The 21,816-nt window shown below is 65.9% G+C and carries 16 protein-coding genes; 6 read left to right on the forward strand and 10 right to left on the reverse strand.

Annotation, left to right across the window (positions count from 1 at the left end):
- Nucleotides 1-27 precede the first annotated feature (27 nt).
- Together RHODMAR_RS24450 and RHODMAR_RS24455 are read right to left on the reverse strand one after the other, a co-directional pair.
- Nucleotides 28-1,281 carry an RNA polymerase sigma factor gene (locus tag RHODMAR_RS24450; RefSeq protein ID WP_008720184.1) on the reverse strand — a complete coding sequence of 418 codons (1,254 nt, stop codon included), beginning with the start codon at nucleotides 1,279-1,281 and terminating at the stop codon, nucleotides 28-30.
- Between the two features lie 42 nt (nucleotides 1,282-1,323).
- Nucleotides 1,324-1,728 (reverse strand): YciI family protein, encoded by a 405-nt coding sequence (locus RHODMAR_RS24455; protein WP_008720186.1) that lies wholly within the window; start codon nucleotides 1,726-1,728, stop codon nucleotides 1,324-1,326.
- Nucleotides 1,729-2,188: 460 nt separating this feature from the next.
- On the opposite strand from RHODMAR_RS24455, the gene RHODMAR_RS24460 reads away from it, so the two are divergent.
- From RHODMAR_RS24460 to RHODMAR_RS24470, 3 genes are read left to right on the forward strand one after another with little or no spacing between them, the layout of a single operon-like run.
- The gene (locus RHODMAR_RS24460; protein ID WP_008720188.1) at nucleotides 2,189-2,422 is read left to right on the forward strand and encodes a glutaredoxin family protein; all 234 of its coding nucleotides are present in this window, start codon (nucleotides 2,189-2,191) and stop codon (nucleotides 2,420-2,422) included.
- 53 nt (nucleotides 2,423-2,475) lie between these two features.
- Nucleotides 2,476-3,063, forward strand: coding sequence for a DnaB-like helicase N-terminal domain-containing protein (locus RHODMAR_RS24465; protein ID WP_008720190.1), 588 nt, complete (start codon nucleotides 2,476-2,478; stop codon nucleotides 3,061-3,063).
- Complete coding sequence (locus RHODMAR_RS24470) at nucleotides 3,060-3,338, forward strand: hypothetical protein (RefSeq protein WP_008720192.1); 279 nt, start codon at nucleotides 3,060-3,062, stop codon at nucleotides 3,336-3,338. Before RHODMAR_RS24465 ends, RHODMAR_RS24470 begins: the two co-directional genes overlap by 4 nt.
- Before the next feature lie 97 nt (nucleotides 3,339-3,435).
- Here RHODMAR_RS24470 and RHODMAR_RS24475 read toward each other — a convergent pair whose 3' ends face one another.
- The 3 genes from RHODMAR_RS24475 to RHODMAR_RS24485 all read right to left on the reverse strand — a co-directional run bounded on the left by RHODMAR_RS24475 (nucleotide 3,436) and on the right by RHODMAR_RS24485 (nucleotide 5,293).
- Nucleotides 3,436-3,789, reverse strand: a complete 354-nt coding sequence (locus RHODMAR_RS24475; protein ID WP_008720196.1) for a hypothetical protein — start codon at nucleotides 3,787-3,789, stop codon at nucleotides 3,436-3,438.
- Nucleotides 3,786-4,733 (reverse strand): hypothetical protein, encoded by a 948-nt coding sequence (locus RHODMAR_RS24480; protein WP_042940249.1) that lies wholly within the window; start codon nucleotides 4,731-4,733, stop codon nucleotides 3,786-3,788. Before RHODMAR_RS24480 ends, RHODMAR_RS24475 begins: the two co-directional genes overlap by 4 nt.
- Nucleotides 4,734-4,858: 125 nt before the next feature.
- The gene (locus tag RHODMAR_RS24485) at nucleotides 4,859-5,293 is read right to left on the reverse strand and encodes a hypothetical protein (RefSeq protein WP_042940250.1); all 435 of its coding nucleotides are present in this window, start codon (nucleotides 5,291-5,293) and stop codon (nucleotides 4,859-4,861) included.
- Nucleotides 5,294-5,566: 273 nt separating this feature from the next.
- Between RHODMAR_RS24485 and RHODMAR_RS24490 the strand changes: the two genes are divergently transcribed.
- Nucleotides 5,567-5,929 (forward strand): hypothetical protein, encoded by a 363-nt coding sequence (locus tag RHODMAR_RS24490; RefSeq protein WP_157226199.1) that lies wholly within the window; start codon nucleotides 5,567-5,569, stop codon nucleotides 5,927-5,929.
- Nucleotides 5,930-5,943: 14 nt separating this feature from the next.
- On the forward strand, nucleotides 5,944-6,570 hold the full coding sequence (locus RHODMAR_RS24495) for a DUF6308 family protein (RefSeq protein WP_008720199.1): 627 nt from the start codon (nucleotides 5,944-5,946) through the stop codon (nucleotides 6,568-6,570).
- A 142-nt stretch (nucleotides 6,571-6,712) separates the two neighbouring features.
- Here the strand turns inward: RHODMAR_RS24495 and RHODMAR_RS24500 are convergent, their stop codons facing one another.
- The 3 genes from RHODMAR_RS24500 to RHODMAR_RS24510 form a co-directional block, all read right to left on the reverse strand.
- Complete coding sequence (locus RHODMAR_RS24500; protein ID WP_042940252.1) at nucleotides 6,713-7,048, reverse strand: hypothetical protein; 336 nt, start codon at nucleotides 7,046-7,048, stop codon at nucleotides 6,713-6,715.
- A gap of 113 nt (nucleotides 7,049-7,161) precedes the next feature.
- The gene (locus tag RHODMAR_RS24505; RefSeq protein WP_008720200.1) at nucleotides 7,162-7,719 is read right to left on the reverse strand and encodes a hypothetical protein; all 558 of its coding nucleotides are present in this window, start codon (nucleotides 7,717-7,719) and stop codon (nucleotides 7,162-7,164) included.
- Nucleotides 7,720-7,722: 3 nt separating this feature from the next.
- Entirely contained in the window at nucleotides 7,723-8,187 is a 465-nt protein-coding gene (locus RHODMAR_RS24510) for a hypothetical protein (RefSeq protein ID WP_157226200.1), read from the reverse strand.
- Nucleotides 8,188-8,390: 203 nt separating this feature from the next.
- Here RHODMAR_RS24510 and mobF point away from each other — a divergent pair, with 203 nt between their 5' ends.
- Complete coding sequence (gene mobF, locus RHODMAR_RS24515) at nucleotides 8,391-14,657, forward strand: MobF family relaxase (protein WP_008720202.1); 6,267 nt, start codon at nucleotides 8,391-8,393, stop codon at nucleotides 14,655-14,657.
- Nucleotides 14,658-14,672: 15 nt separating this feature from the next.
- Here the strand turns inward: mobF and RHODMAR_RS24520 are convergent, their stop codons facing one another.
- Together RHODMAR_RS24520 and RHODMAR_RS24525 are read right to left on the reverse strand one after the other, a co-directional pair.
- Nucleotides 14,673-15,827, reverse strand: coding sequence for a hypothetical protein (locus RHODMAR_RS24520; protein ID WP_008720205.1), 1,155 nt, complete (start codon nucleotides 15,825-15,827; stop codon nucleotides 14,673-14,675).
- Between the two features lie 114 nt (nucleotides 15,828-15,941).
- Entirely contained in the window at nucleotides 15,942-21,761 is a 5,820-nt protein-coding gene (locus RHODMAR_RS24525) for a helicase-related protein (protein ID WP_332307790.1), read from the reverse strand.
- Nucleotides 21,762-21,816 lie beyond the last annotated feature (55 nt).

Here is a 21,816-nt window from a genome sequence, read left to right on the forward strand (position 1 = left end):
TGGCGTGCCTACAGCGTGACTCGGGAGTCAGAGCGAATCGGGCCTCGATTTGGTAGGGCACTTCTCGGCGTCACCGTGATCGATGCGGCCCTGCAGTCGATTGGCATGGGCATTTAGGTGTCGTGCGTGTCGCAGGTTGGTTGCCTCTCGCGCCGCGTCGAGGAAGGTTTGGCGAGCGTTTGCAGTGTCACCGGCCCTTTCGAGCATGTGGGCTCGGGCAGCAGTGAGGTGGTAGTTGTCGCTGAGCCGGGTTTCGAGACCGCTGAGCAGCTTCAGTCCTGCCGTGGGTCCATCCGTCATCGCCACAGCCACAGCGTAGTTGAGCTCAACGATCGGACCAGGTGACACGACCAAGAGAAGTCGGTAGAGAGCGACTATTTGGGGCCAGTCGGTGGCGTCAGCGGTCGGTGCCTCGTCATGGACGGCAGCGATCGCGGCCTGCAACTGATAGGCACCGACGGGTCCGCGCGGCAGTGCTTCCGTGATAAGCGCGACTCCGCGGCGGATCGATTCATGCTTCCACAGGCTGCGACGCTGATCGGCCATCGAGATCAGGTCGCCGTGTTCATCTAGGCGAGCGGGGGTACGTGCGTCGGTCAGCACCATCAGCGCCAGGAGGCCAGCTACTTCGCTGTCGTCCGGCAGCAGGGTGTGGAGCAACTCGCCGAGCCGAATGGCCTCGGCAACGAGATCTGGCCGGTTGAGGTCAGGGCCAGAAGTGGCGGCATATCCCTCGGTGAAGGTCAGATAGATCACGGCCATAACCGACTCCAGCCGGGTCTGCCGCTCTGCCAGGTGCGGCATACGGAACGGAGCGCCGGTGTCCCGGATGGTCTTCTTCGCACGGGAAATTCGCCGCGTGACGGCATCGGCTGTGGTGACCAGGGAACGAGCGATTTCAGTCGTCGTGAGGCCCGCCACCGCGCGAAGTGTCAACGCAACCTGCGAGGCTTGTGGGAGCGCCGGGTGGCAACACAGTGTCAGAAGGGTCAGTGTGTCGTCGTCGGGAGCCGCCCGATCGGTGTCGGACTCTCGGTATACGCGGTCGGAAGGAAGTACCCAGCTCACTACCCGGTCTTCACGTGTCCGACGCGCCTGGTCGGCCCGTAGCGTGTCGATGAGTCGGCGTGAACCGACTCGGATGAGCCATCCGCGTGGATCGTCTGGGGCACCCGACATAGGCCATTGCTGTGACGCCGCCAGGAGTGCATCCTGGACGGCGTCTTCAGCAGCGTCGAAATGCCCGTACCGGCGAACGAGGGCGGCTAAGACCCGGGGCACAAGTGGCCGCAGCGTCGCCTCAAGTTCGTGGTGCGTCAAAGCTCAGGCCCCGATGTCGTCCGCAAAACCTTCGATTGCCCTAACGACGGTTCCCGATTCCGGAACTGGGCCTGGGCATTCGTTCAACCGGGCCGCGATCTCGAGCGCGCGATCCATACTTGAACAATCGACGATCCAGTAGCCGGCGAGCACCTCCTCCGTCTCGGCGAAGGGTCCGTCAGTAACCACACTGACCCCGTCCCGCAACTGAACGCGGCTCGCCAATGCCGGAGCCGTCAGACCCGCTGCCTGCACGAGTTCACCGGTGCCTGCAAGGTCCCCGGTGAATTTTTCGAGAAAGCTTCCCATCTCGGCGAGCTCCTCGGCGGACCGTGCCTGTGCTGAACCTTGACCCGCCAGTGCGTCGTATTCCTGCTGTGATCCGTAGGTCAGAAGCATGTATTTCATCGCAACCCTCCACTTTCGGCGACGCCCGATAGCCTCGCTCACCAAGATGTCGAAGCCAAATCCAGAAACCGGACATCAACGCGCCCGATCCGAAACTAGTCACCTGAACATGTACGGAGCGGGGCTTGCAAAAGAGATAGAAGCACCCCCCGACTGACGCCGCCGCAGAGCAACAGCTCCGGCGGCGTTTCGCATGTCTCGATCACGGCGTCGCACCAGTAGTCGGGCGACGGCACCATGCCCAAATGCGAAATGAACTGTTCCCCGTCGCTATTTCGCATTCCTCTCCGTGTGCTGCCAGACAAGGAAACGCAACCGACGTAATTGCGAACTGCTAGGCAGTCAGGAATCGATTGTGCGCCAACATATTCGAGTTAAAATACTCACTCTATCTATAGCTAATCGGGGAAATGTGGGATAAAATGGAACCTATCGGAACAATTCTCGCGAGGAGTGAGCTATGTCGATCACCGTGTACACGAAACCCGAATGCAACAACTGCGATCAAACAAAACGACGCCTGAACAAGCACGGGATCGACTACACGACCGTCGATGTCACCGAAGATGTAGCGGCCCGCGAGTTCGTCACCGACGGCCTCGGCTACCGGCAGATGCCCGTCGTGGTCGTCGACGAGAACACCCACTGGTCGGGCTTTCGGATCGACGCTATCGACAAGCTCACCGCGGCCTGACCTATCACTCCGTTGACCCTGTTCGAGATTGACCTGCGAGAACGAGCCCGACGATGACGCCACTGAGCGCAGTTCCACCGCCCGACGAGCCCGAGCGTGTCGTTCGCAGCCTCGCCGCTGTCGACGACGACATTGCCGTCGACAACGAGACAGCTCACGAACCGTCCACCGACCCCGAGGCACTGCTGCTGTGCGCCCTGATGTGGAGTGCCCACACCGGGGGAGTATCCGCCGAAGATCTGCGCATCACCGCGATCGTGACCGCCGACGACTTCGACGACGTCGCATACCGGCGAATGTTCGTCGTGATCGCCGGTCTCGTCGCGGCCGGCGAACCCTACGACCCGGCGAGCGTCACCGCAGCATTCATGCGATCCGGATCCGGCGGAGCCAAAGATGCGCCCCTGCGTCGCCGCTTGAACGAGGTCATCACCGCCGGGGCAGACGGCTTCACCGCCGTCCACTACGCCGACATCGTTCTCTCGCAGTCATACCGGCGCAGTTACCGGACCGTGGCAGCTGCCATCGTCCACGCCGCCGAGGAGCTGCCGGAGGAACAGCTGTTTGATCATCTCGTGGAGCACGGGCGCGCTCAACGCGCACTGTGGCGGCGGCTCAACACGTTTCGGGCAGGGCAGTGACCCTCGACAGTCCCCGCACCCGCACCGGACCCCGTAACGAACGAGACACCTGCGGTGTCGACTCCCGCGGGCCCGAGGTGGAGTCCCCTATCGGGGCGTATCTGTGGTGGTGCGGACACGTCGGAGCCGACGCACACGACCTCGATGCGCTGCAGGAGTGGGATTATCTGCACGCCGATGAGACGACCGACGCCGAACGCCGCACTCTGACCGCGTGGGCACTGGCGGCTGGCATCTTCGGCGCACCCGGCACCGCGCCGCACCCGCAGCGCTGACCGCGCGCCGAACCCGACCCGAACGAGAAAGGCACCCACACAGGCTGTGTGAGTGCCTTTCTCGCGTCAACGGACGAGCCGAGTCGGACGAGCGGTGTCAGTGGCGATCGCCGATCCGGACCTCATCGCCGAAGTCGATGTCGACCAGATACGGCGCATCGGGGTCACCGCTGGATGTGTATCGCGGGTAGAGGCCCTTCTGCTGTTCGGTCTGAAGAACGACCACGCGTACTCGTCCGGGAGTGATGTGGATTTCGCGGAGTACTCCGGTCATCGGTTCGTTCCACAGCACCGCCTCGAACTCGAGGACCGCGCCGAGGTCGCCGCCGTCGAGCCGGAAAGCAGGCTTACCGCCGCTCTCGTCGTCGGTCGCGTCGGACCGCTGCGGGGGCCGAGGTAGTCGGTGCCGCCCTTCCCGGGTCTGCGGTGGGAACTGATGGTCGGTGGTCATCCGAGACCGTGATCGGCAGACCGCGATGTCGCTGCTGTGTGCGTCTGGGCAGGGGAGGTGTGCAGTGCGGGTGAGGTGGCCCGTGCAGCTCCGGACGAGCGTCCGGTCGGGGGAGTGACCAACCCGCGCGGACGTGTCGAGGAGCGTTCGGCATCCGCTGCGTGCGCCATCGGCGGCGTCGATACCGACGCGGAGACAGCTGCGGTGTTGTCCGGGCGTGCGGCCGGCCTCGATCGAGCTCGCAGCTCGTCGAGGTCGGCGGCGAGTGCGGTGATGTGTTCGGCGTCGGCGACCGGGTCGAGGACGGAGAGGTTCGCGCGCAGGTTCCGTACCTGCACGGACCGGTCGGCGGCGATGCGGTCGGTGTCGGAGACGTCCGCTGTGTGGGTGACCCGCAGTACCGTCTCGTTGCGCATCGGTTCGATGGTGCCGCCGAGATCGGCGGCGAGCTGCTCGGCGATGCGGTGCGCGTCCTCGGGTGTGTACGCGCCGACGTCGGTGCGCGAGTTGGGGATCGGGCCGGGCCGGGTGGAGTACACCTCCACGTCGAGAACCGCGATGGCGTCGGGGCCGTCGACCGCCGAGTCGGGTAACGGGGGTGACGTTTCGACGATGGCGGCCACGGCGGCGGTCACTGCGCGTGGTGCGGGGATGACGGTGCGTCGTGCGCCGGAGGCGTAGGCGGGGAGTGCGGTCAGTTCGGCGGCGAGTTCGCCGGGGGTGCCGATGAACTCGACATCACGGCGTGAGGTTCCCTCGCCGACTGCGTCGATGACGACGGAGACGGTGTCGACTTCGCGGGTGTCTGCCAGCGCTGCTGCTTGGGTGAGGGCGAACTGTCCGGCGGAGCGGGAGGTGTAGAACGCGCCGCGATAGTGCACGAAACCGGGGTCGCCGTTGCGGTCGAGGGAGGCTACTTCGACGTTGAATTCGGGCTGGCTCATGGTCAGTGGTCCTTCTCAGTGATGTGGGTGCGCCCGCACGAGGAGAAGAATGTCGAGCGTGCAAGGGCGCACGGGGGATCCGCGACCGTGCCGGTGCGCGGGTGGTGCAAGGGCAGTGCGGCCAGTCAGTGCGCAGGGGCTGGCGAGGACTGCGGTTCGGTCGACACGTCGGGTGCAGGCGAGGAGGCGACGTCGTCGCGTTGCAGCTCGGGGCCGGCGGTGTTCTCGGCACCGACTCGGCGGCGCGGCGTACCGCGACCGGTGGCGCGTTTCGCTGACGCCTTGGATGCCTTCTTGCCGGTCGGCGGCGTTGGTGCGGTCAGACCACTGCCGGTGAGTTCGGCAACTGTCCACCCGGCGTCGATCGCCTCTTTGTACGCGGCAGCGTGTTCGGCGTTCGCGCGTTCAGCGGCGCGAGTGGCCTCGGCGACCTTCTCGCGAGCATCAGCGGATGCCTGGGCGGCGTCGAAAAGGGACTCGATGTATTTGGTGCGGTTCTCGATCGCGGCGCGTGCGCGCGCGATGACGGTGTCTTTGTCGACCGTGGGGGAGATGGACATCAGAGGTGAGGGCCTTCCAGTTTCGGTGCGCGGACATCCCCACCGGACAGGTACCGATCGCTCACAGAGCCACACAACCCACAGTGCGGTGAACGCAGTGCGGGGTGAATCGGTACGGGTGGGGCGCGCTCGAACGTGACCCTCATCGACGCTCGAACTTGGTGCAGAGCCTAATGCAGATCGGCGCGTCCCGCCACGATCCTCACCGGCGGTCGATCTCGGTTCACGGCGGGCGCGGTGTTCGTGTCGGTACTCGATGGCACTGTGCCGACCATGTCCTACGACGACGCCACCACACCGCAGCCTCTCGTGCGAGTGCGGGAGGTGCTCGACGGCGATGTCCCCAATGGGACGCACGTCGTCGTGCACGGCACCCTTGAGGAAGTCACGGTGAAGACGAATGAGCAGACAGGTCAGTGGGCGATGGGGCGACTCGTCGACGGAAAGGACTCGATCGACTTCTGGATGTTCCCGCGCGCGTTCGCACGCTCCGGCCGATCGTGCGTCGAGACGGCCGGCCCGATCGCTGCGACCGCAAGTGTGTCCGGCCCGCCGCAGCGCACCGCGCTGATCGTCAACAGCATGGAGCGCATCGAACCCCACCCGGAACCCGGCATCGATCGCACTGCTGTCTGACACGATCGACCGCTATGAGCGTCACTCTCCCCCCGCCCTTGATCGCCGACACCGACGACGACGCAGTCAATCTGCTGCGGCGGTACTACGGGAGCACCTACCTCGGCAGTGGGTGCTATACCGGTGCGCTCTTCGACAGCTGGGCACCGGAGAACCGCGTCGCCGACAGCAACCGGTTCACCGCCGACGATCTCGTCGCGATCACATTCGTGTCGGTCGCCGTCAAAGCGGGAGCAGCACGGGAGCTCCTCGTCACCCGCGCCGCACGATTCGCCGAGTTGCTCGACGCCGTCGGCCCGGATCGCGACCTCGTCGACGAGACGGACGGGCTCACGCCCGATGCACCGATCCTGCTGCTGGAGGACGAACTACGAACCGTGACAGACGTCGGCCGCACCATCGCAACGAAGTTGATGGCCCGCAAACGTCCCCGCCTGGTGCCGATCTACGACGTGGTCGTCGGTCGCGTTCTCAATACCGAGAAAGTGCACCGTGATCCGATCCGGGAAGTTCTACGCGCGGACGGCGGTGCGCTGCACACTCGACTGCTGAAGATCAGAGCGGCCGCAGCATTGCCCGACGACATCAGTGCGCTGCGCGTCCTCGACGTCATCAGTTGGATGTACGGCAAGTCGGCATAAGCGAACCGTGCACGGTCGTCGCTGTGGGCCGGTGCGGTGGTGTAGCCGACGTCGTTGCAGCGCGTGCACAGTGCGATTTCATCGGCTGCACACGTCACCGCTGCGACGCGTGCAGAAGCGTCGGTGCAAGCGCGCCGGACGGTCAGTAGTAGTCGTTGCCGTAGGGGTCGCGGTGGTACCCGCGACGGGGTCTGCGGTCGGCGACTCCGCTGGCACCGCCAAGTGCGAACAGGGGAACCATGAACAGCATCACGGCGATGAACGCGCCGATCACCGCGATGAACGCGCCGAACACGACAGCGAGAACGACGAGGTACGCGCCGACACCGATGACGGTGAGAATGTTCGCCACGAACCCCTTCCATCCGGGATCGTTCTCACCGAGATACCGCACGTACCAGATCAAGAATCCGGCACCGGCGACAGCGAGCAGGGGGAGTGGTCCGACGTCGTCGGTGAAGAGCGAAGAGAGCGTCATCGTGTACGTCCTTGTCGTGTGAGGACTGCTCTCACCGGTGCGGCGGCGCGGCCCGAAGCCTGATGGATCAATGTGTACCGTGCGCCACCGACACTGATCGGTCGCGCACGCGTTCAGAACAGTGTTGGTGGTGCTTGTGCGTCGAAGCTGTGTCCGGCGAGCGCGGACAGCATCCGTGGTTCGTCGTAGCCGCCGATGAGTGCGTCGCGGATCGCGATCGCGCGCCCGTAGCGTCCGCGCGGATCGCCGCCTGCCGGTGTCGGTCCGATGTGTCGGCCGACCGCGACGGCGTGCGCGAGGTTCGCCGACTGGGTGCCGCGTTTGAGGTGACCGTCGGCGACTCGCACGCACAAGGTTTCGTCGCAGTCGTGCTCGCCGACGATCCCGTCACCGAGGTCGCCGTATTCGAGCAACAGCGCGAACCGATGCGCGGACAATGTGCGTGGCGTGTCGCCGTCGGTGAAGGTGAACCTCCCATAGGAATCAGGAAAACTGACGGCTGAACGCCACCACCAGCATGTCGGAGTTTTGACGACCTTCGTCCAGAACCGTGCCACCGTCTTGGCGGTCAACGGCCCTTGCAGCGGTCGCCACACCCGAGGAACCGGCTGCGGCTCAGCGGCGTCGGTGGCGTCGCCGAACAACGCCAGTTGCATCACCGGAGCGCTCACCGGTTACCCCTGACCCGTCGCGGGCTCGGCGTTCGGGACGCTGTCGACGGTCGCGGTCTTGCTCGTCGTTGCGTCCTCTGTCGCCGCCGGATCGGCGGCATCGGGCGCAGCCGATCCGTCGCGAGAATCTGCCGCCGCATCCGAGTCGGAGACCGAGGCGTCGTCGCCGCTGTCCGTGCTCGCCGACGTCAATGCGGCGTCGGTGAGCAGCGCCAGAAGTTTGCGTGCTTCGCCGGTCGTGATGCCCGCGAGCGTTGCAGCGGCGCTGAGCGTTCCTTCCCGTCCCCGGATGTCGTCGAGCGCGCGCGCCATCGCCAGCCGGGCCGCGTCGATCTGGTTAGCGGCCGCGAAGTAGTCCGTCAACGAGCCCATGTTCTTCTCGTCGCGTGCCTTGCGGTCGGCGACGACTTTCTGCTGCGCCGCCCGCGCCCGAGCACGCGCAGTCATCCGAGCCTGAGTCGACGCCATGCCGCCCACCCTAACCCCGAACACCCTCGAATTCACAGATCCTGACACAACCTCCTCCCGCATCACCGATCCACCACCACCGAAACCCCGTCCCAAGCCACCAATCCGAAACCCCTATCGATCTACTAGCAAAGGCCAAGCTCAACCCCACAGACCTCATGCATTAAGGCAGCTATGCGGGTTTCGCTGGTAGGGTCCGGTCCATGATGGGTCTGCACAAGCTCACTGCTGGGGACGGGTATACGTACCTGACCAGGCAGGTTGCAGCGGCAGATTCCACCGAGCGAGGGGCTGCGTCCCTGGCCGAGTACTACTCCGAAAGAGGGGAGTCTCCGGGCCGTTGGACCGGGTCCGGTCTCGCCGAGCTGGAGACGATCGGTGCGGGCGAGTACGTCTCCGAGGCGCACATGAAGGCGCTGTTCGGTGACGGCCTGCATCCCGAGGCCGACACGATGTACGCGGAACAGTTCGCGGCCGAGCTCGCTGCCGGTGCGTCGACGAAGAACGCAGAGCGCGCGGCATCGGCGGCGATCAAGCTCGGTCGCGCGTTCAAGATCGACAACGGAGCGTCGGATTTTCGGGTCGCGTGCGCGAAGGCGTTCGTCGAGCACAACCTCGCGGCCGGCGAGAAGTGGAACGCACCTATCGAGGCCGAATCGCGCGCGGCGATCCGCACCCGCGTCGCACGGGAGATGTTCGAGCGCGAGTACGGACGCGCCCCGGCCGACGAGCGTGAACTGTCCGGGTGGGTCGCGAAATCGGGGCGGCAGAACACCAAAGCTGTCGCCGGGTTCGACCTCACGTTCACTCCGGTCAAGTCGGTGTCGGCGCTGTGGGCGGTTGCGCCGCGGGAGATCTCGCAGGAGATCGAAGCAGCGCACGACGCCGCGATCGCAGCCGCACTCGAATACCTCGAAGAGCACGCCTGCTTCACCCGTCTCGGCAACGGCGGTGTCGCGCAAGTCGACGCGAACGGATTGATTGCCGCAGCGTTCACTCACCGCGATTCGCGCGCGGGTGATCCGAACCTGCACACCCACGTCGCGATCTCGAACAAGGTCTCCACGACCCTGCCGGACGGCACGACGAAGTGGCTCGCGCTCGACGGTGCCGCGTTGTACCGCAACAACGTTCCCGCCTCCGAGGTCTACAACACCGCCCTCGAAGCGCAACTGCGTGAACGCATCGGAGTCGAGTTCGCCGAACGCCCGAGCGAGGACCGGTCGAAGCGGGCCGTACGTGAAATCGTCGGCCTGGACACACGGTTGGCCGAACGCTGGTCCTCCCGCAATGCCGCGATCGTCGTGCGCACCGCTGAACTCGCACGCGCGTTCCAGGCCGAGCATCACCGCGAACCGACCGCCATCGAAGCGATCCGGTTGGCGCAGCGCGCGACCCTGGAGACCCGGCAGGCGAAACACGAACCGCGCTCGCACGCCGAGCAACGCGGAGGGTGGCGCGCCGAGGCGGTCGACGTACTCGGATCACCAAAAGCACTGTCAAAAATGGTCGCCGAGGTGACCGGCAAGAAGCGCACCCGGGCGAGCGTGGACATCGACGACCCGCGCTGGATCGACTACACCGCAGCCGAAGTCGTCGAGGTCGTCTCCCGTGCACGCTCGCGCTACCAACGGCACAACATTCGCGCCGAAGCGATCCGTCAGGTCCGCACCGCCAACCCGCCGGCCGATCGGATCACCGACCTCGTCGACGCGATCACCGACCGCGCCTGCAGCACCGACCACGCCGTCACCCTGGGGGACGAGACAGGCGACGACGTCGCTGCCGATCTCGCCCCGAATGTGATGCGCCGCCGCGACGGCGCGGACGTGCACACCCGCCACGAAGCGACCCTGTTCACCACCACAGCCGTCCTCGACGCCGAAGCACGCATCGTCGCCCTTGCACAGCGCAACGACGGTGTTGCCCTCCCCGACAAGCACGTGGAGATGGCACTGCTCGAGTCCGCTGCGAACGGTCGCGAACTCAACGCTGGGCAGCGCTCACTGGTGCGTGCGATGGCCACGTCCGGTGCGAAGCTTCAGCTCGCACTCGCACCCGCCGGAACCGGCAAGACCACCGCCATGACCGCGCTGACACGGTCGTGGCAGAACGCAGGCGGACACGTCGTCGGGTTCGCACCGACCGCTGCCGCTGCCGCAGTCCTGCGTCAAGATATCTTGACGACTACCGATACGTTGGCGAAGTTCGTCGACATCACCAAACGTCTACGCAACGGCGATCCGGTGTCCGTTCCCGAGTGGTATTCCGCGATCGGCGAGGACACTCTCGTCATCGTCGACGAAGCGGGCATGACCGGCACCCTCGACCTCGACGACGCCGTCACCGCCCTCGCCGAACGCGGTGCGACGGTGCGATTGATCGGCGACGATCAACAGCTCGCGTCCGTCACATCCGGCGGTGTCCTGCGCGACATCCACGACCGCGTCGGTGCGCTCACCCTCTCGCAGGTGGTGCGCTTCCGTGACAAGGCAACCGGCGCGGCCGAAGGCGCAGCATCGCTCGCACTGCGCGACGGAGACGACGCTGCGATCGGCTTCTACATCGACCACTCCCGGCTGCACGTCGGCTCCATCGCCACCGTCACCGACGACGCCTACAGCGCGTGGAGCGTCGACCGCGCCGCCGGCAAGGACGCACTGCTGCTCGCACCGACCCGTGAGCTCGTCGCCGAACTCAACACCCGCGCGCGCACCGACCGCCTCGCCGCCGCCACCGCCAAGGTCGGACGTGAAGCCGTCCTCGCCGACGGCCTCCGCGCGAGCGTCGGGGACATCGTCCGCACCCGCTCCAACGATCGCCGCAACCCGCTCTCGCAGACCGACTGGGTCCGCAACGGTGACCGCTGGACCGTCGAGGACGTCGGCCGCGACGGATCACTGATAGTGCGGCACCTCGAACTCGGACGCACCGTCACCCTGTCACCCGACTACGTCCAGTCCGCCACCGAACTCGGCTACGCCGGAACGGTGCACTCCGCGCAAGGATCGACCGCCGACACCTGCCACGTCGTGGCCACCGGCGACGAAACCCGTCAGCTCGCCTACGTCGCACTCACCCGCGGGCGACTGAACAACCACATGTATCTCGCGACCGCCTCCGACGGTGACCTGCACACCGCGATGACCGAACGCGGAATGCTTCCCCCGACCGCCGTCGACGACTTCCGGGCGATCCTGCGCCGCGACGGCGCACAGGTCTCCGCGCACTCGACCCTCGCTGCCGCCGACGACCCGCACACGCATTTGGCACCGGCCGCGAACGCCTACGACTACTCCGTCGCCACCGCCTGCGAAGTCCTTGCCGGACCCACAGTGATGGCCGCGATCGACACCGCCGCCGACACCGCGATCGCCGGCCTCACCGACGACGCCGCATGGCCGGTCCTGCGTGGACACCTCGCGATCCTCGCCGCACACGGACGGGACCCGGTCGACGCACTGAACACCGCAATCGCCGAACGCGAACTCGGTACCGCCTTCGACCGGGCCGCAGTCCTGGACTGGCGACTCGACTCCACCGGACGCCACTCCACAGCACGTGGAGCATCGGCGCAGGGACCGTTGCCGTGGCTGCCCGCCATCCCCGACGCACTGCGCAAGGAATCGGAGTGGGCGAGCTACCTCGATGCCCGCGCCGACGCGATCGCCGTCCACCGTGAACGCATCGCCGCCGACGCCGCCGGGTGGACACCGACATCGGCACCGGTCTGGGCGCGCGCACTGCTCACCGACGAACCCGACCTCGATCTGCTTGTAGATCTCGCGGTGTTCCGTGCCGCCCACGATGTCGACCCCGCCGACCGTCGACCCACCGGGCCCGAGCAGTACGCGGCCGCGTCGGCGATCGTGCAGCGTCGCCTCGACACCCGCGCGGAGTCGGTCATCGGCACCACCAACGACGCCGTCGTTCGGTGGCGTCCGTTCGTCGACGAACTCGACCCCCACATCGCCCGCGATCCGTACTTCCCGATCCTCGCCGACCGACTCTCCGCCGCCGCACGCGCCGGAATCGAAGTCCACACCCTCGTCCGCGACTCCCTCGCGTCCTCGCCGCTGCCCGACGAGCTGCCCGCTGCCGCCCTGTGGTGGCGACTGTCCGGTGAACTCTCCGTCGCCGCGCTCGACGCCGACGCCGCGCTCGACGCCGACGCCGCGGACACCGCAGCGCTCGCACCGTCGTGGGCACCGGTACTGACTGAACTGCTCGGCTACACCGCCGCCGTCCGCGTCATGTCCGATGCGGCGTGGCCGTCGCTCGTGGCGACGGTCGACGACGCCGACCCGACACTGTGGACACCGGGACAGTTGCTCGGCACTGCGTACGAGTTCCTGCACGGCGGCATCGACCCGGTCGATCACGGTGTCACCCTGCCCGCCCACGAACTCGCCACCGCGCTGACGTGGCGGGCCGAGATGCTGGTGCGTGAGAACCACCTCGCCCGCACCTACACCCCACCCACCGCCGAACCACTCTCGATCGAGGACGAGGAAGCCGTTCTCGTAGTCGACGACGCGGTCTCCGACACCGTCGGCGGTGAGCTGCCCGACGAGTTCGTCATCCCGGCACCACTACCCACTCAGGCTGCCGCGACCGATACCGTCGTCGACGGCTCGACTCCTGCGATCCCGGTCGATGCCGATGCGGACTACCTCGCCTCCCTCGACGCGCTCGACGCCCCCGTCGACTACGACCAAGCGCCACCGCCGGAGTACGACAGCGGCTACGACCAGCCGCCACCGGAGTACGACGGCGGCTACGAGGACGAGTACACCGGAATCGACCACGAGGCCGACGCACCACTCGACATCGAGGCCGCCGACACGATCGGCACCGCCGACCATGAGGCCGATGTGTGGGATGCGTTGCGCTCGCAGATCGAGACGATCGAGCTGCCGTACCCGACGGTCACCACCGACGAACGAGTCCGCCTGCTCACCGCAGATCTCGACGACGCAAAAACCAGGTACCGGCAGCTGCGTGGCCGGATTTCCGACGGCACCAGCCCCGCACAGTTCCATGCCCGCACGATGCTCGCCGAGCTGCAGGAGCAAGCCGATCGGCAACGCCCCGCCCGCATTGCGATGCTCGACACCCGGCAGGAGTGGACCGACCGCGAGTTCGAGGCCGAAGCGCTCTGGCATCACATCGACACCGTCATCCGGCCCGCCGTGGCCGCCGACGTTGCGGCTGCCGGGGACGACGACCGCGCCCTCGCTCAACGCGGTCTCGACTGGGAGATCTGGCGGGCCGGTTTCGTCGACGACACCGCGACCGCCGCCCGTGCCCGCGCACACGACGCCGCCGCCGAGTACGAGCGGGTCACCGCCGCCGACGGGGGAGAAGTCACCGCCGTCGACGTCACCACTGCACGCCTGGCGGCCGAGAGCATCGACCTCGCCGCTCTCGCTGACCTCAAGGCCGACGTCGACCGCACCGAAGCGATGCTGTGGCGGGCCGAACAAGCAGCACAGCGCGCAGCGATGACCGACACCCCACCGACGCGGGTGCAGCCCTCCGTCGAGGTCGTCGACGCACCAGCAGCCGACGTAGTCGAGCAGCTCGAGCGGACGGCTCCGACAGAGCTGGCAGTAGAGGACGCCATCGAGGCTGCACCCGAGCCGCCGCCGGTGCTCTCGCCGGCGGACGCCGCCTTGCTCGCGAAGATGCAACAAGACCCGATCCGACTTGTCCCGGACGCGGAGTTGATCGCGTTCGTCGACCGCGCCGGACGATCGCGCACCGCACCGACCGTCGTCGCGGACACGGAGAAGCTGTACGCCCGACTCGACGAGCAAGCCGCAGCGATCGCCGCCGCCCGCGAACTTGCCACCGAACTGCGCCGCACCATCGCAGACCACGACGCAGCCCGAAGTGAACACAGCGCCCTTACCGAGCGACTGTCGACGGCCAAACGGCGCGAACGCAAGACCCTCGAACCAGCCGTCGACGACGCACGACTACGGGAGGAACGACTCGCGCGACAGGCCCGCGACACCCAACGCGCAGCTCAGGACGCCATCGGACGTGTTCAGGCAGAGAACAGTGAATGGTCCGCCATCGTGCAGCGCGCGACCGATCCGGACCGTCGTGCCGCTGACCTTGCCGCCGCGGCTGTGTTCGACACCGCCATCACCGAACGAGGCCGACGTCTGCGGGCCGTGACGTTGGCGGGCAAGCGTCACGCCGCCGAACAGTGCATCCGCTCGGCCCCAGCGACTGCTCGATTGGTCGAGGCCACTGCGATCGACGGTGTGACCGATGCCGTGAACCGTCGTAGTTCCGATGCCAAGCCGGCCGATCCGGACGCGCAGAAAAACATCGCGCGGCTTCTGGCAGACGCACCCGGACCCGGGCGTCCGCACAGCGGCAGGCAGACACTGCAGCCGGAACAACTGCCCGACTCTGTTCTCACCGAACGCCAGTACAACAACGACCACGGCCTGTAGGGCTTTGGTCGATAGTCAGAAGTCCATGTTGGTTAAGCGGTCTATCAACCATCCTGTGCGATCGATGAGGCCGTTGATCTCCCCGGCCGCAATCGCGTCAGCCACCTCGTCACGAAATTTCTGATCGAAACGGACGTCTAGGCCTGATTCCACCCAAGCCATCGCTTCGGGAAGTGTCGTTCGGAGCCACATATCGAATTCGTCGAAGAACGAGAAGACGTCGGCAATGTCTGTTGGGTTCGCCGGGAAAAGCGTGAACAGTGGGCTTGAGCGCACGTTGGTGAGACCGGCGGGGAGCGGTCCCACCCCTTGAACGTGCAGGTAGACCGAACCGGTGTGCTTCTTCTCGAAACCACCGTGCGCATACATGTTTCGCCACCGCTCCACGATTTCTGTCAATCGGACGCGGTACGTCGACGCGAGTCCGCCCTTGCCAAGGATTCGCTCGTACTTCTGTCCCCAGGGGAGTCCGATGATGGCACTCAAATTGTCCGTGGGCGGATCGAACTCTTGAAAACCCAGTGCGAGGACGAGGTGGTGCTCGAGGAGACTCAGGTATGCGGTAATCGCCGCGACGAGGTCGTTGACCGCATTCACCTGCATGCGAGCAGGGCCGTCCGCTATGGACGCCCCGAGGAACGTGCCGTCGGCGGAATGACGCTCGGTGGTGACAGTCTCGATCGAAGTGGGATCAAGAGCTCTCTGACGGAAATACTCGTAGGCATGACGTAGATGAAAGTGTTGGTTGACCACCGTTGCGTGGCCTTGCCCGAACAAGTTCGGGGCAGCCGACTCAATCATTTTCTCTACCGCTTCCACCGCAGAACTCACCTTCTTGGTGATCTCGGTTGTGACCTTCTGGGCTTGATCTTCGTCGACTGTCGTTACGTACAGCCGAACTCCAAATTTCTCGCTTGCCAAGGTGCACGGCTCGGTTTTATAGGTGAAAGCGATCCACCAGGCGACCTTATCGCCGGGGCCTCCTGCTTTCAGATCGACCAGTTCGAGAGCTGCTTTCCACAGCGCCGGTACCGGAACATCGTCTCGGGTAAGCGATTTTTTGACAGTGGTTCCATGAGCATCTGACCTCTCTGTCGGCTGGGCGAAATCTCTGAGCGGTCCTTTCTTCAACCATGTAGCCGTTTCTGCGATGCCCGGTAGAGAAATCATGGTCGGACGATACGGCGCGAGGTGATGTCGCAACAGCCGACGAACGTGTTGGAGGGACTACGGTTCGTCAAGAAATATTGACGAACCGTAGTCGCGAGTTAGGCGGTCCGTCGACTAGCTGTCGAGGCCGTACCCGTTGTCAGGTTCGTGACCTGCTTCCGGCCCCTCACGCTCGGTGCCCTTCCATGGCTTAGCGGGCCCCGGACCGTCTTCTACTGCGCGGAGGAAATGTCCGGGCCGAGTCGACGTGTCGCCCGGTTGCAGATGTTCGCTTCCTCCCGCGTTCTGTGCGCTCGCATGTTGAGCAGCAACAGCTTTGGCGTGCATCATGGCCCGTACCTCGTCAGCGTTTTCCATGCCGAGTTCTTCGACGAGGGCTTTGGTGGGGTTGAGCATCAGCGACCACTTCGGCTCGCGGCCCTTCTCTGCAGCACGTTCCGCGCGGGCGGCGTCCCGTGCGAGGGCTTCGGGGCTGGTTTCGGCCTCCTTGATTTCTCGCCGCAATCGGGAGACTTCGTTCGAGAGGTCTTTGAGCTGCACTGCTTTCGGGAAGTCGGACAGCTCGACCAGTTCGAGATCGTCGAGGCGTTGTTCGTCTCGATCGAGTGAGCGCTCGGCCTTCGCGAGGTCTGTGTCGACGGTGTAGGCCATGTTTTCCACCCGTGTGAGCAGTCCGAGTGAGTGTTGGCTGCGATCGCCGTCCCCGATCCTCGGATACAGATCGTGGGCTTCGATCACTTTCGTCGACGAACCGAGTCCGGAGAACGAGAGATACAGCGCGCTGTCCTGCATCGAACGGGAGGCCTCGATCGGGAATCCGCTCATCTCGGCGATCACCATCGTCTTGGTCAGGCCTTCGCCCTTGAGGGCCTGGTAGGTGCCCTGCAAAGCGTTGGCCATCGCGTTCGCGGCGTCGCTGCGGGTGTCGTAGAACTTCCCGCGGATGGTCATGCCGGGCCACCGGTCGACCTCGCGCCGGCCTTTGAGCACCGGTGCTGCTTCTTTCAATCCGGCTACCCGCTGGCGTGCGCGGGGTACTTCGCGGCGCAGGCGGTCGCGGTCGCGTTCGATGGAGCGTTGCTCGGCGAAGTGCGAATCCGCTTCGGACTGGAGCTCCTGGAGCTGGGAGTCGAGTTCGATCTGCTGGATGTATCGATCGTCGCCGGTGGCGAGGGCTTTGGTCATGGCCGAGTTCTCGGCGAGCGAGTCGCTGTCGAGGTCGACCACGCGGCGCATCGAGCGGTCCGCCTTCTTGAGCTGTTCGATGAAGTGCGCTTTGCGGTGCACGGTCTGCCACATGACGGTGTCGAAGGTCTTCTCGGCGACGTAGTTGAACACCTTGACGTGCGCGTTCTGGTTGCCCTGCCGGATGATTCGGCCCTCACGTTGTTCGAGGTCGGCCGGTCGCCACGGCACGTCGACGTGATGCAGCGCGATCGCGCGGTCTTGGATGTTGGTGCCGGTGCCCATCTTCTCGGTGGACCCGAACACCACCGATACCTTTCCTGTGCGGCACATCTCGAACAGGCGGGCCTTCTCCGACGGCTTCGGGTAGTCGTGGACGTAGGCAATCCGGGCGGGTTCCATCCCGCCGGCGAGCAACTCTGCGCGGATCCCGTCGTAGATCGACCACGACCCGTCGGCTTTCGGGGTGGATCGGTCGCAGAACACGATCTGCAATGCCCCCGGTGTCGGATGCGGTGCACCGGCCGAGTCGAGGTAGGTGTTCTCGCTGGAGTCGTTGTGCACGTCGAGGATTCGTTGCGCGACGATGTGGGCGCGGGAATGCTCCGGTGGTGCCGGATCGAGGTGCGCGACCCTGGGGTCGAGGGTGGCGTTGCGGCCGTCGTTGGCGACCTTGAGGGCATTGTCGATGTCCGGGCGTTTGGCGTCGGCATGGTCGGCGCGATACCCGAGGTCGGCGATGAAATCCTGCACCTCGAGGGCCGGGGTGAAGGTGACGTCGGTGTTGCGGCCACCGTCCTTGACGGGCAGGTTCGCCGGCACCTGATCGCGGGTGACGGCGTCGGTGTAGACGCTAGTCATGCCGATGAGGTCACCGACGTTGGTGAATTCACCGACCCGAGTGACGGCCCGCAGTCTCGATCCGGACGAGTTCAGCTCGACCCGTTCGACGGTGTCGGTGAACGTCGCACCCCAGTCGTTGATCGTGGCCACCCCGGCGTCCTCGAGGAGGTCGGGCCGTAGGTAGTGCTGCATGACCCACAGTTCGGCGAGGGAGTTCGCGACCGGGGTGCCGGTGGCGAACGTGGCGACCCGCTCGATGTATTCCTCCTGCGGGATGCCCTTGGTGATCGCTTCCTCGCGGCGCATCGACCGCAGATAGTTCAGTTTGAGATCCATGTCGGTCGCCCGGTGCGAGCCGGAATTGGCAAGCTCGGTCACACCGGAGGCGCGCGCCAGGTTCTTGAACTCGTGGGCTTCGTCGATGAAAAGGTAGTCCGCACCCGACGCCTCGAACGTCAGCCCCCGATCCTTCCCGGCCTGTTCGAGGGCGGTTTCGAGCTTTTCCTCGAGCTTGGCTTTCATCGCTTCGAGCCGCTTTTTGGTCAGACCTTCGTCGACGTTGCCGAGTTCGTCGTCCAGCTCGGCGACCTGCCCACGAATGTATTCCGCTTTCGTACCGGGGTCGACACCGATCGAGGAGAACACCGACCGCGGCACGATGACCATGTCCCAGTCCTGCGAGGCGGACTGGGCGACGAGCAATCGGCGCCCTTCGGCGTCGGTGGCGGCGGATCCGGAGAGTATTCGCGCGCCGGGATACCACTGGCCTGCTTCGCGGACGACCTGGTCGATGATGTGGTTGGGCACCACCACCCACGGCTTGTTCGCCAAACCGAGACGTTTGAGCTCCATCGCGCCCATCAAGATGGTGCCGGTCTTGCCGGCCCCGACGACGTGATCGAGCAGCACTGTCGGTTCGGAGACGATCCGCGCCGCTGCGTCGCGCTGGTACGGGTACGGCGAGTACTTGTCCCCGAGACCGGGGAAGGACATATGTGCACCCGAATGCACAGGTGCGACAAGGGAGTTGAACTTGTCGTTGTAGATGTCGAGGAGCTGCTCGCGGCGCACCTCGTCGGCGTGCAGCGCCCACTGCCCGAACTCTTGTGAGAGCCGCCGGGCCTTCGATTGCGCGGCGCGGGTCGCAGCATCGTGGATTGCGCCTGCGCCCGCACGATCACGGAACTCCTTCGAGCTGGTGATCTCGACGGTGTCGCTGTTGAGCAGGTCTTGGAGAAGCTCTTTCCATGTGTAGTCCCCGGCGCGCATCCCGGCGTTGGCGATCCCGCGGTCTTCGGCGGGACGGTGCTCGAAGTTGAACTTCGTCGACCATGCGTGACGTTTGGGCATCAGTGCCCACTTGAGGTCCTGCTCGTTGCTGCCCGGGTAGTGGCCGACAGCGACCTCCCAGCGCCCCGACGCCCGTTCGATGGTCACCGAGACATCGCTCGGCACCTCGAACGTCTCGCGGACGAACTGGGTGTAAGTCTCGATCGGCACCCACGGCGCACCGAGGGAGACATCGACGTCGGTCTTACGCGGTGGGATGACCGCGCTGAGGGCGTCGACGTTCGCCTGGTAGCGGGGATCGAGCGCGGCGACCTCTTCGGCGTCGGCGAGCTTGGTGCGGACGTTGCCCGACAGATACGTCGACGAGGACACCCAGCGGGTCGGGTCGGTCAACGTACGGAAGGCCCGTCCTTCCATCTGAGTCTCGGCCTGCTCGGCAGTGGTGCCGAGCAGTTCGGCAATCCGTCCGACGTCGAGGCGGGCTTGCTCGTCGAGACTGATGGCCATCGCTTCGTCGACCGTCTCGGCGTAGTCCCGCAGCTCACGCGAATGCAGGACGTCGGTGTGGAAGATCGCCGCCTTGCGGGCGGTCATCGTCTCCTCGTCGAAGTGTTCGAGCGCGAACACCGGCGCGAACGTCGGATCGGTCCGTAGGGCTTTGCCGAGGTGGCTTTGTAGCTTGGTGGGCTGGCGGGGATTGATCCACGCATCGTCGGAGAGCCGGCCGTAGACGTCTTCGGGGATCTCTCCGGCGTACGGGTCTCCGGCGACGCCTTCGTCCTTACGCCAGGTGTCGATCAGCTTCGTCAGAGCGGCGTCGTGCTGGGCGTCGGTGAGGTCTTTGGGCACAGTCATGGTGAATCGGTTGATATAGCCGTAGCGGCCGACGTAGGCGTCGTACTGCTCTCCCAGGATCTCCCGCAAGGCTTGCCGCTGTCCGGTGCTGGTAGCGGCGTCCTTCTGCGACTCGATCAACGCGCGGGTGGTGTCGCGCAGGGCGAGGAGCTGCCCCCATTCGTCGACCTGTTTGGCTCCGCGTGTGTTCACCGGCTCCCAATCCTGCGAATTCCAGCATTCGATCGTGTTCGCCTGGTCGTCGTGGCGCAGTGTTCCCACCGCCAGATCGTTCTCTGCGGGGCCGCGTCCTGCAGCGACGAGCCCGCGCTCGAAGTCCTCGCGGGTCGGGCCGAGGGTGTCGCGCCAGGACGCGGTGTGTCCGAGTCCAGCAGCTTTCGCGGCGTCGACGATGGTTCCGAGCTGGTCTTCGACCAGTGACGGGAGGTCGACGCCGTCGCGGGCGGCGACGGAGAGGGTGTCGTTGCCGTACATGCCGTGCCCGACCCGCAGGTCCCCGAGCACCCATTCGGGGTGATCGGTGTAGACGGCGTTGATCGGCACGCCTTTGTCCTCGCCGGCATCGTCGAGAGCGGTGGCGTTCTCGAGCTGCAGGAACCGCTCGGTCAACGGTGCAGGTTTCGCCCCGTCGGCGCGTCGGCGCAGCACGAGGATGTCGGTGACGACCTCCGTGCCGGCGACGCGGCGGAACGCGTTGGACGGCAACCGCACTGCCCCGACGAGGTCGCCGAGGGCGGCGATGTCGCGGCGGGCCCGTTGGTTCTGGGCGTCGAGGATGTAGCGGGACGTCAGGACGGTGACGTAGCCGCCGGGTGCGGTCATGGCGAGAGATTTGACGATGAAGTGGTTGTGGATCGAGTGCTTGGCCTGGTTGTGGACCGGGTCGTAGAGCCGGTAGTCCCCGAACGGGACGTTGCCGATCGCCGCGGTGAACGAGGACTCCGGTGCGGTGGTCTTCTCGAATCCTTCGCCGCGGATCTGCGCCGACGGATTCAGCGCGGCCGCGATCGCGGCGGTGGTCGCGTCGAGCTCCACCCCGACCATCTGCGCCGACGCCGGGGCGTGAGCGATGAACGTCCCTGCCCCGCAACCCGGTTCGAGAACTCGGCCGCCGGTGAACCCGGCCCGGATCGTCGCCTTCCACATCGCGGCAGCGATGGCAGGGTCGGTGTAGTGAGCGTTGAGGATGGTCCGCTGCGCCTGAGCCCACGCGGTGTCGTCGAGTAGGGCGCGGACCTGCTCGCGTTCGGTGTTCCAGTCGTCGCGGCGTGGGTCGAAGACCTGCGGTGTCGCGCCCCAACTCGACCAGCGGGCGAGGACCGCTTGCTCGTCGGCGGTGGCGTAGCGGTCCTGCGCGGTGACGACGGCGAGAGTGCGCATGGCGTCGATGTTCGCGGCCACACGCGCTTTCGCTCCGGACGGCACGAGAACCTGTGTGCCGGGACGGAAGTCGACGGGCTCGACGTTCCACAGTCGCTCGGCGACCGTCTGAGTGTCGACCACCATCCCTTCGGTGGTGTCAGGGACTGCGGTAGTCGCCGTGGGATCGGGGGTCGGTTCTATTGTGGGGGAGTCGGTCTCGACCCTGGACGGGGGAGTGCTCTGCGCGGCGAGGAGTTGATCGACGCGGCGACCGTCGACGGCGATCAGGTGACGACTCTGATTGCCGTAGCTGATCGCGCCAGCGTGATCGTCGGGCCCGAGAGTCTTCTGATTCTCTTCCGGAATCAGCGACACATCGCCCGCGCGTCGCAGCTCCATCAGTGCATCGGTGACCTGCTCGGCGGTCAGTGTCCCGTCGAGGTCGGCGCGGATC

Source organism: Rhodococcus sp. AW25M09 (genome assembly GCF_000333955.1).
GTDB lineage: Bacteria > Actinomycetota > Actinomycetes > Mycobacteriales > Mycobacteriaceae > Rhodococcoides.

Bases quoted from the DNA above. Each gene is read 5' to 3' on its own strand.
- RHODMAR_RS24455 (WP_008720186.1), bottom strand. From the start codon at position 1,728: ATGAAATACATGCTTCTGACCTACGGATCACAGCAGGAATACGACGCA.
- RHODMAR_RS24500 (WP_042940252.1), bottom strand. From the start codon at position 7,048: ATGACGCTCTCTTCGCTCTTCACCGACGACGTCGGACCACTCCCCCTG.
- RHODMAR_RS24480 (WP_042940249.1), bottom strand. From the start codon at position 4,733: ATGAGCCAGCCCGAATTCAACGTCGAAGTAGCCTCCCTCGACCGCAAC.
- RHODMAR_RS24460 (WP_008720188.1), top strand. From the start codon at position 2,189: ATGTCGATCACCGTGTACACGAAACCCGAATGCAACAACTGCGATCAA.
- RHODMAR_RS24520 (WP_008720205.1), bottom strand. From the start codon at position 15,827: ATGATTTCTCTACCGGGCATCGCAGAAACGGCTACATGGTTGAAGAAA.
- mobF (WP_008720202.1), top strand. From the start codon at position 8,391: ATGATGGGTCTGCACAAGCTCACTGCTGGGGACGGGTATACGTACCTG.
- RHODMAR_RS24475 (WP_008720196.1), bottom strand. From the start codon at position 3,789: ATGACCACCGACCATCAGTTCCCACCGCAGACCCGGGAAGGGCGGCAC.
- RHODMAR_RS24495 (WP_008720199.1), top strand. From the start codon at position 5,944: ATGAGCGTCACTCTCCCCCCGCCCTTGATCGCCGACACCGACGACGAC.
- RHODMAR_RS24485 (WP_042940250.1), bottom strand. From the start codon at position 5,293: ATGTCCATCTCCCCCACGGTCGACAAAGACACCGTCATCGCGCGCGCA.
- RHODMAR_RS24465 (WP_008720190.1), top strand. From the start codon at position 2,476: ATGACGCCACTGAGCGCAGTTCCACCGCCCGACGAGCCCGAGCGTGTC.
- RHODMAR_RS24510 (WP_157226200.1), bottom strand. From the start codon at position 8,187: ATGGCGTCGACTCAGGCTCGGATGACTGCGCGTGCTCGGGCGCGGGCG.
- RHODMAR_RS24525 (WP_332307790.1), bottom strand. From the start codon at position 21,761: ATGGAGCTGCGACGCGCGGGCGATGTGTCGCTGATTCCGGAAGAGAAT.
- RHODMAR_RS24490 (WP_157226199.1), top strand. From the start codon at position 5,567: ATGTCCTACGACGACGCCACCACACCGCAGCCTCTCGTGCGAGTGCGG.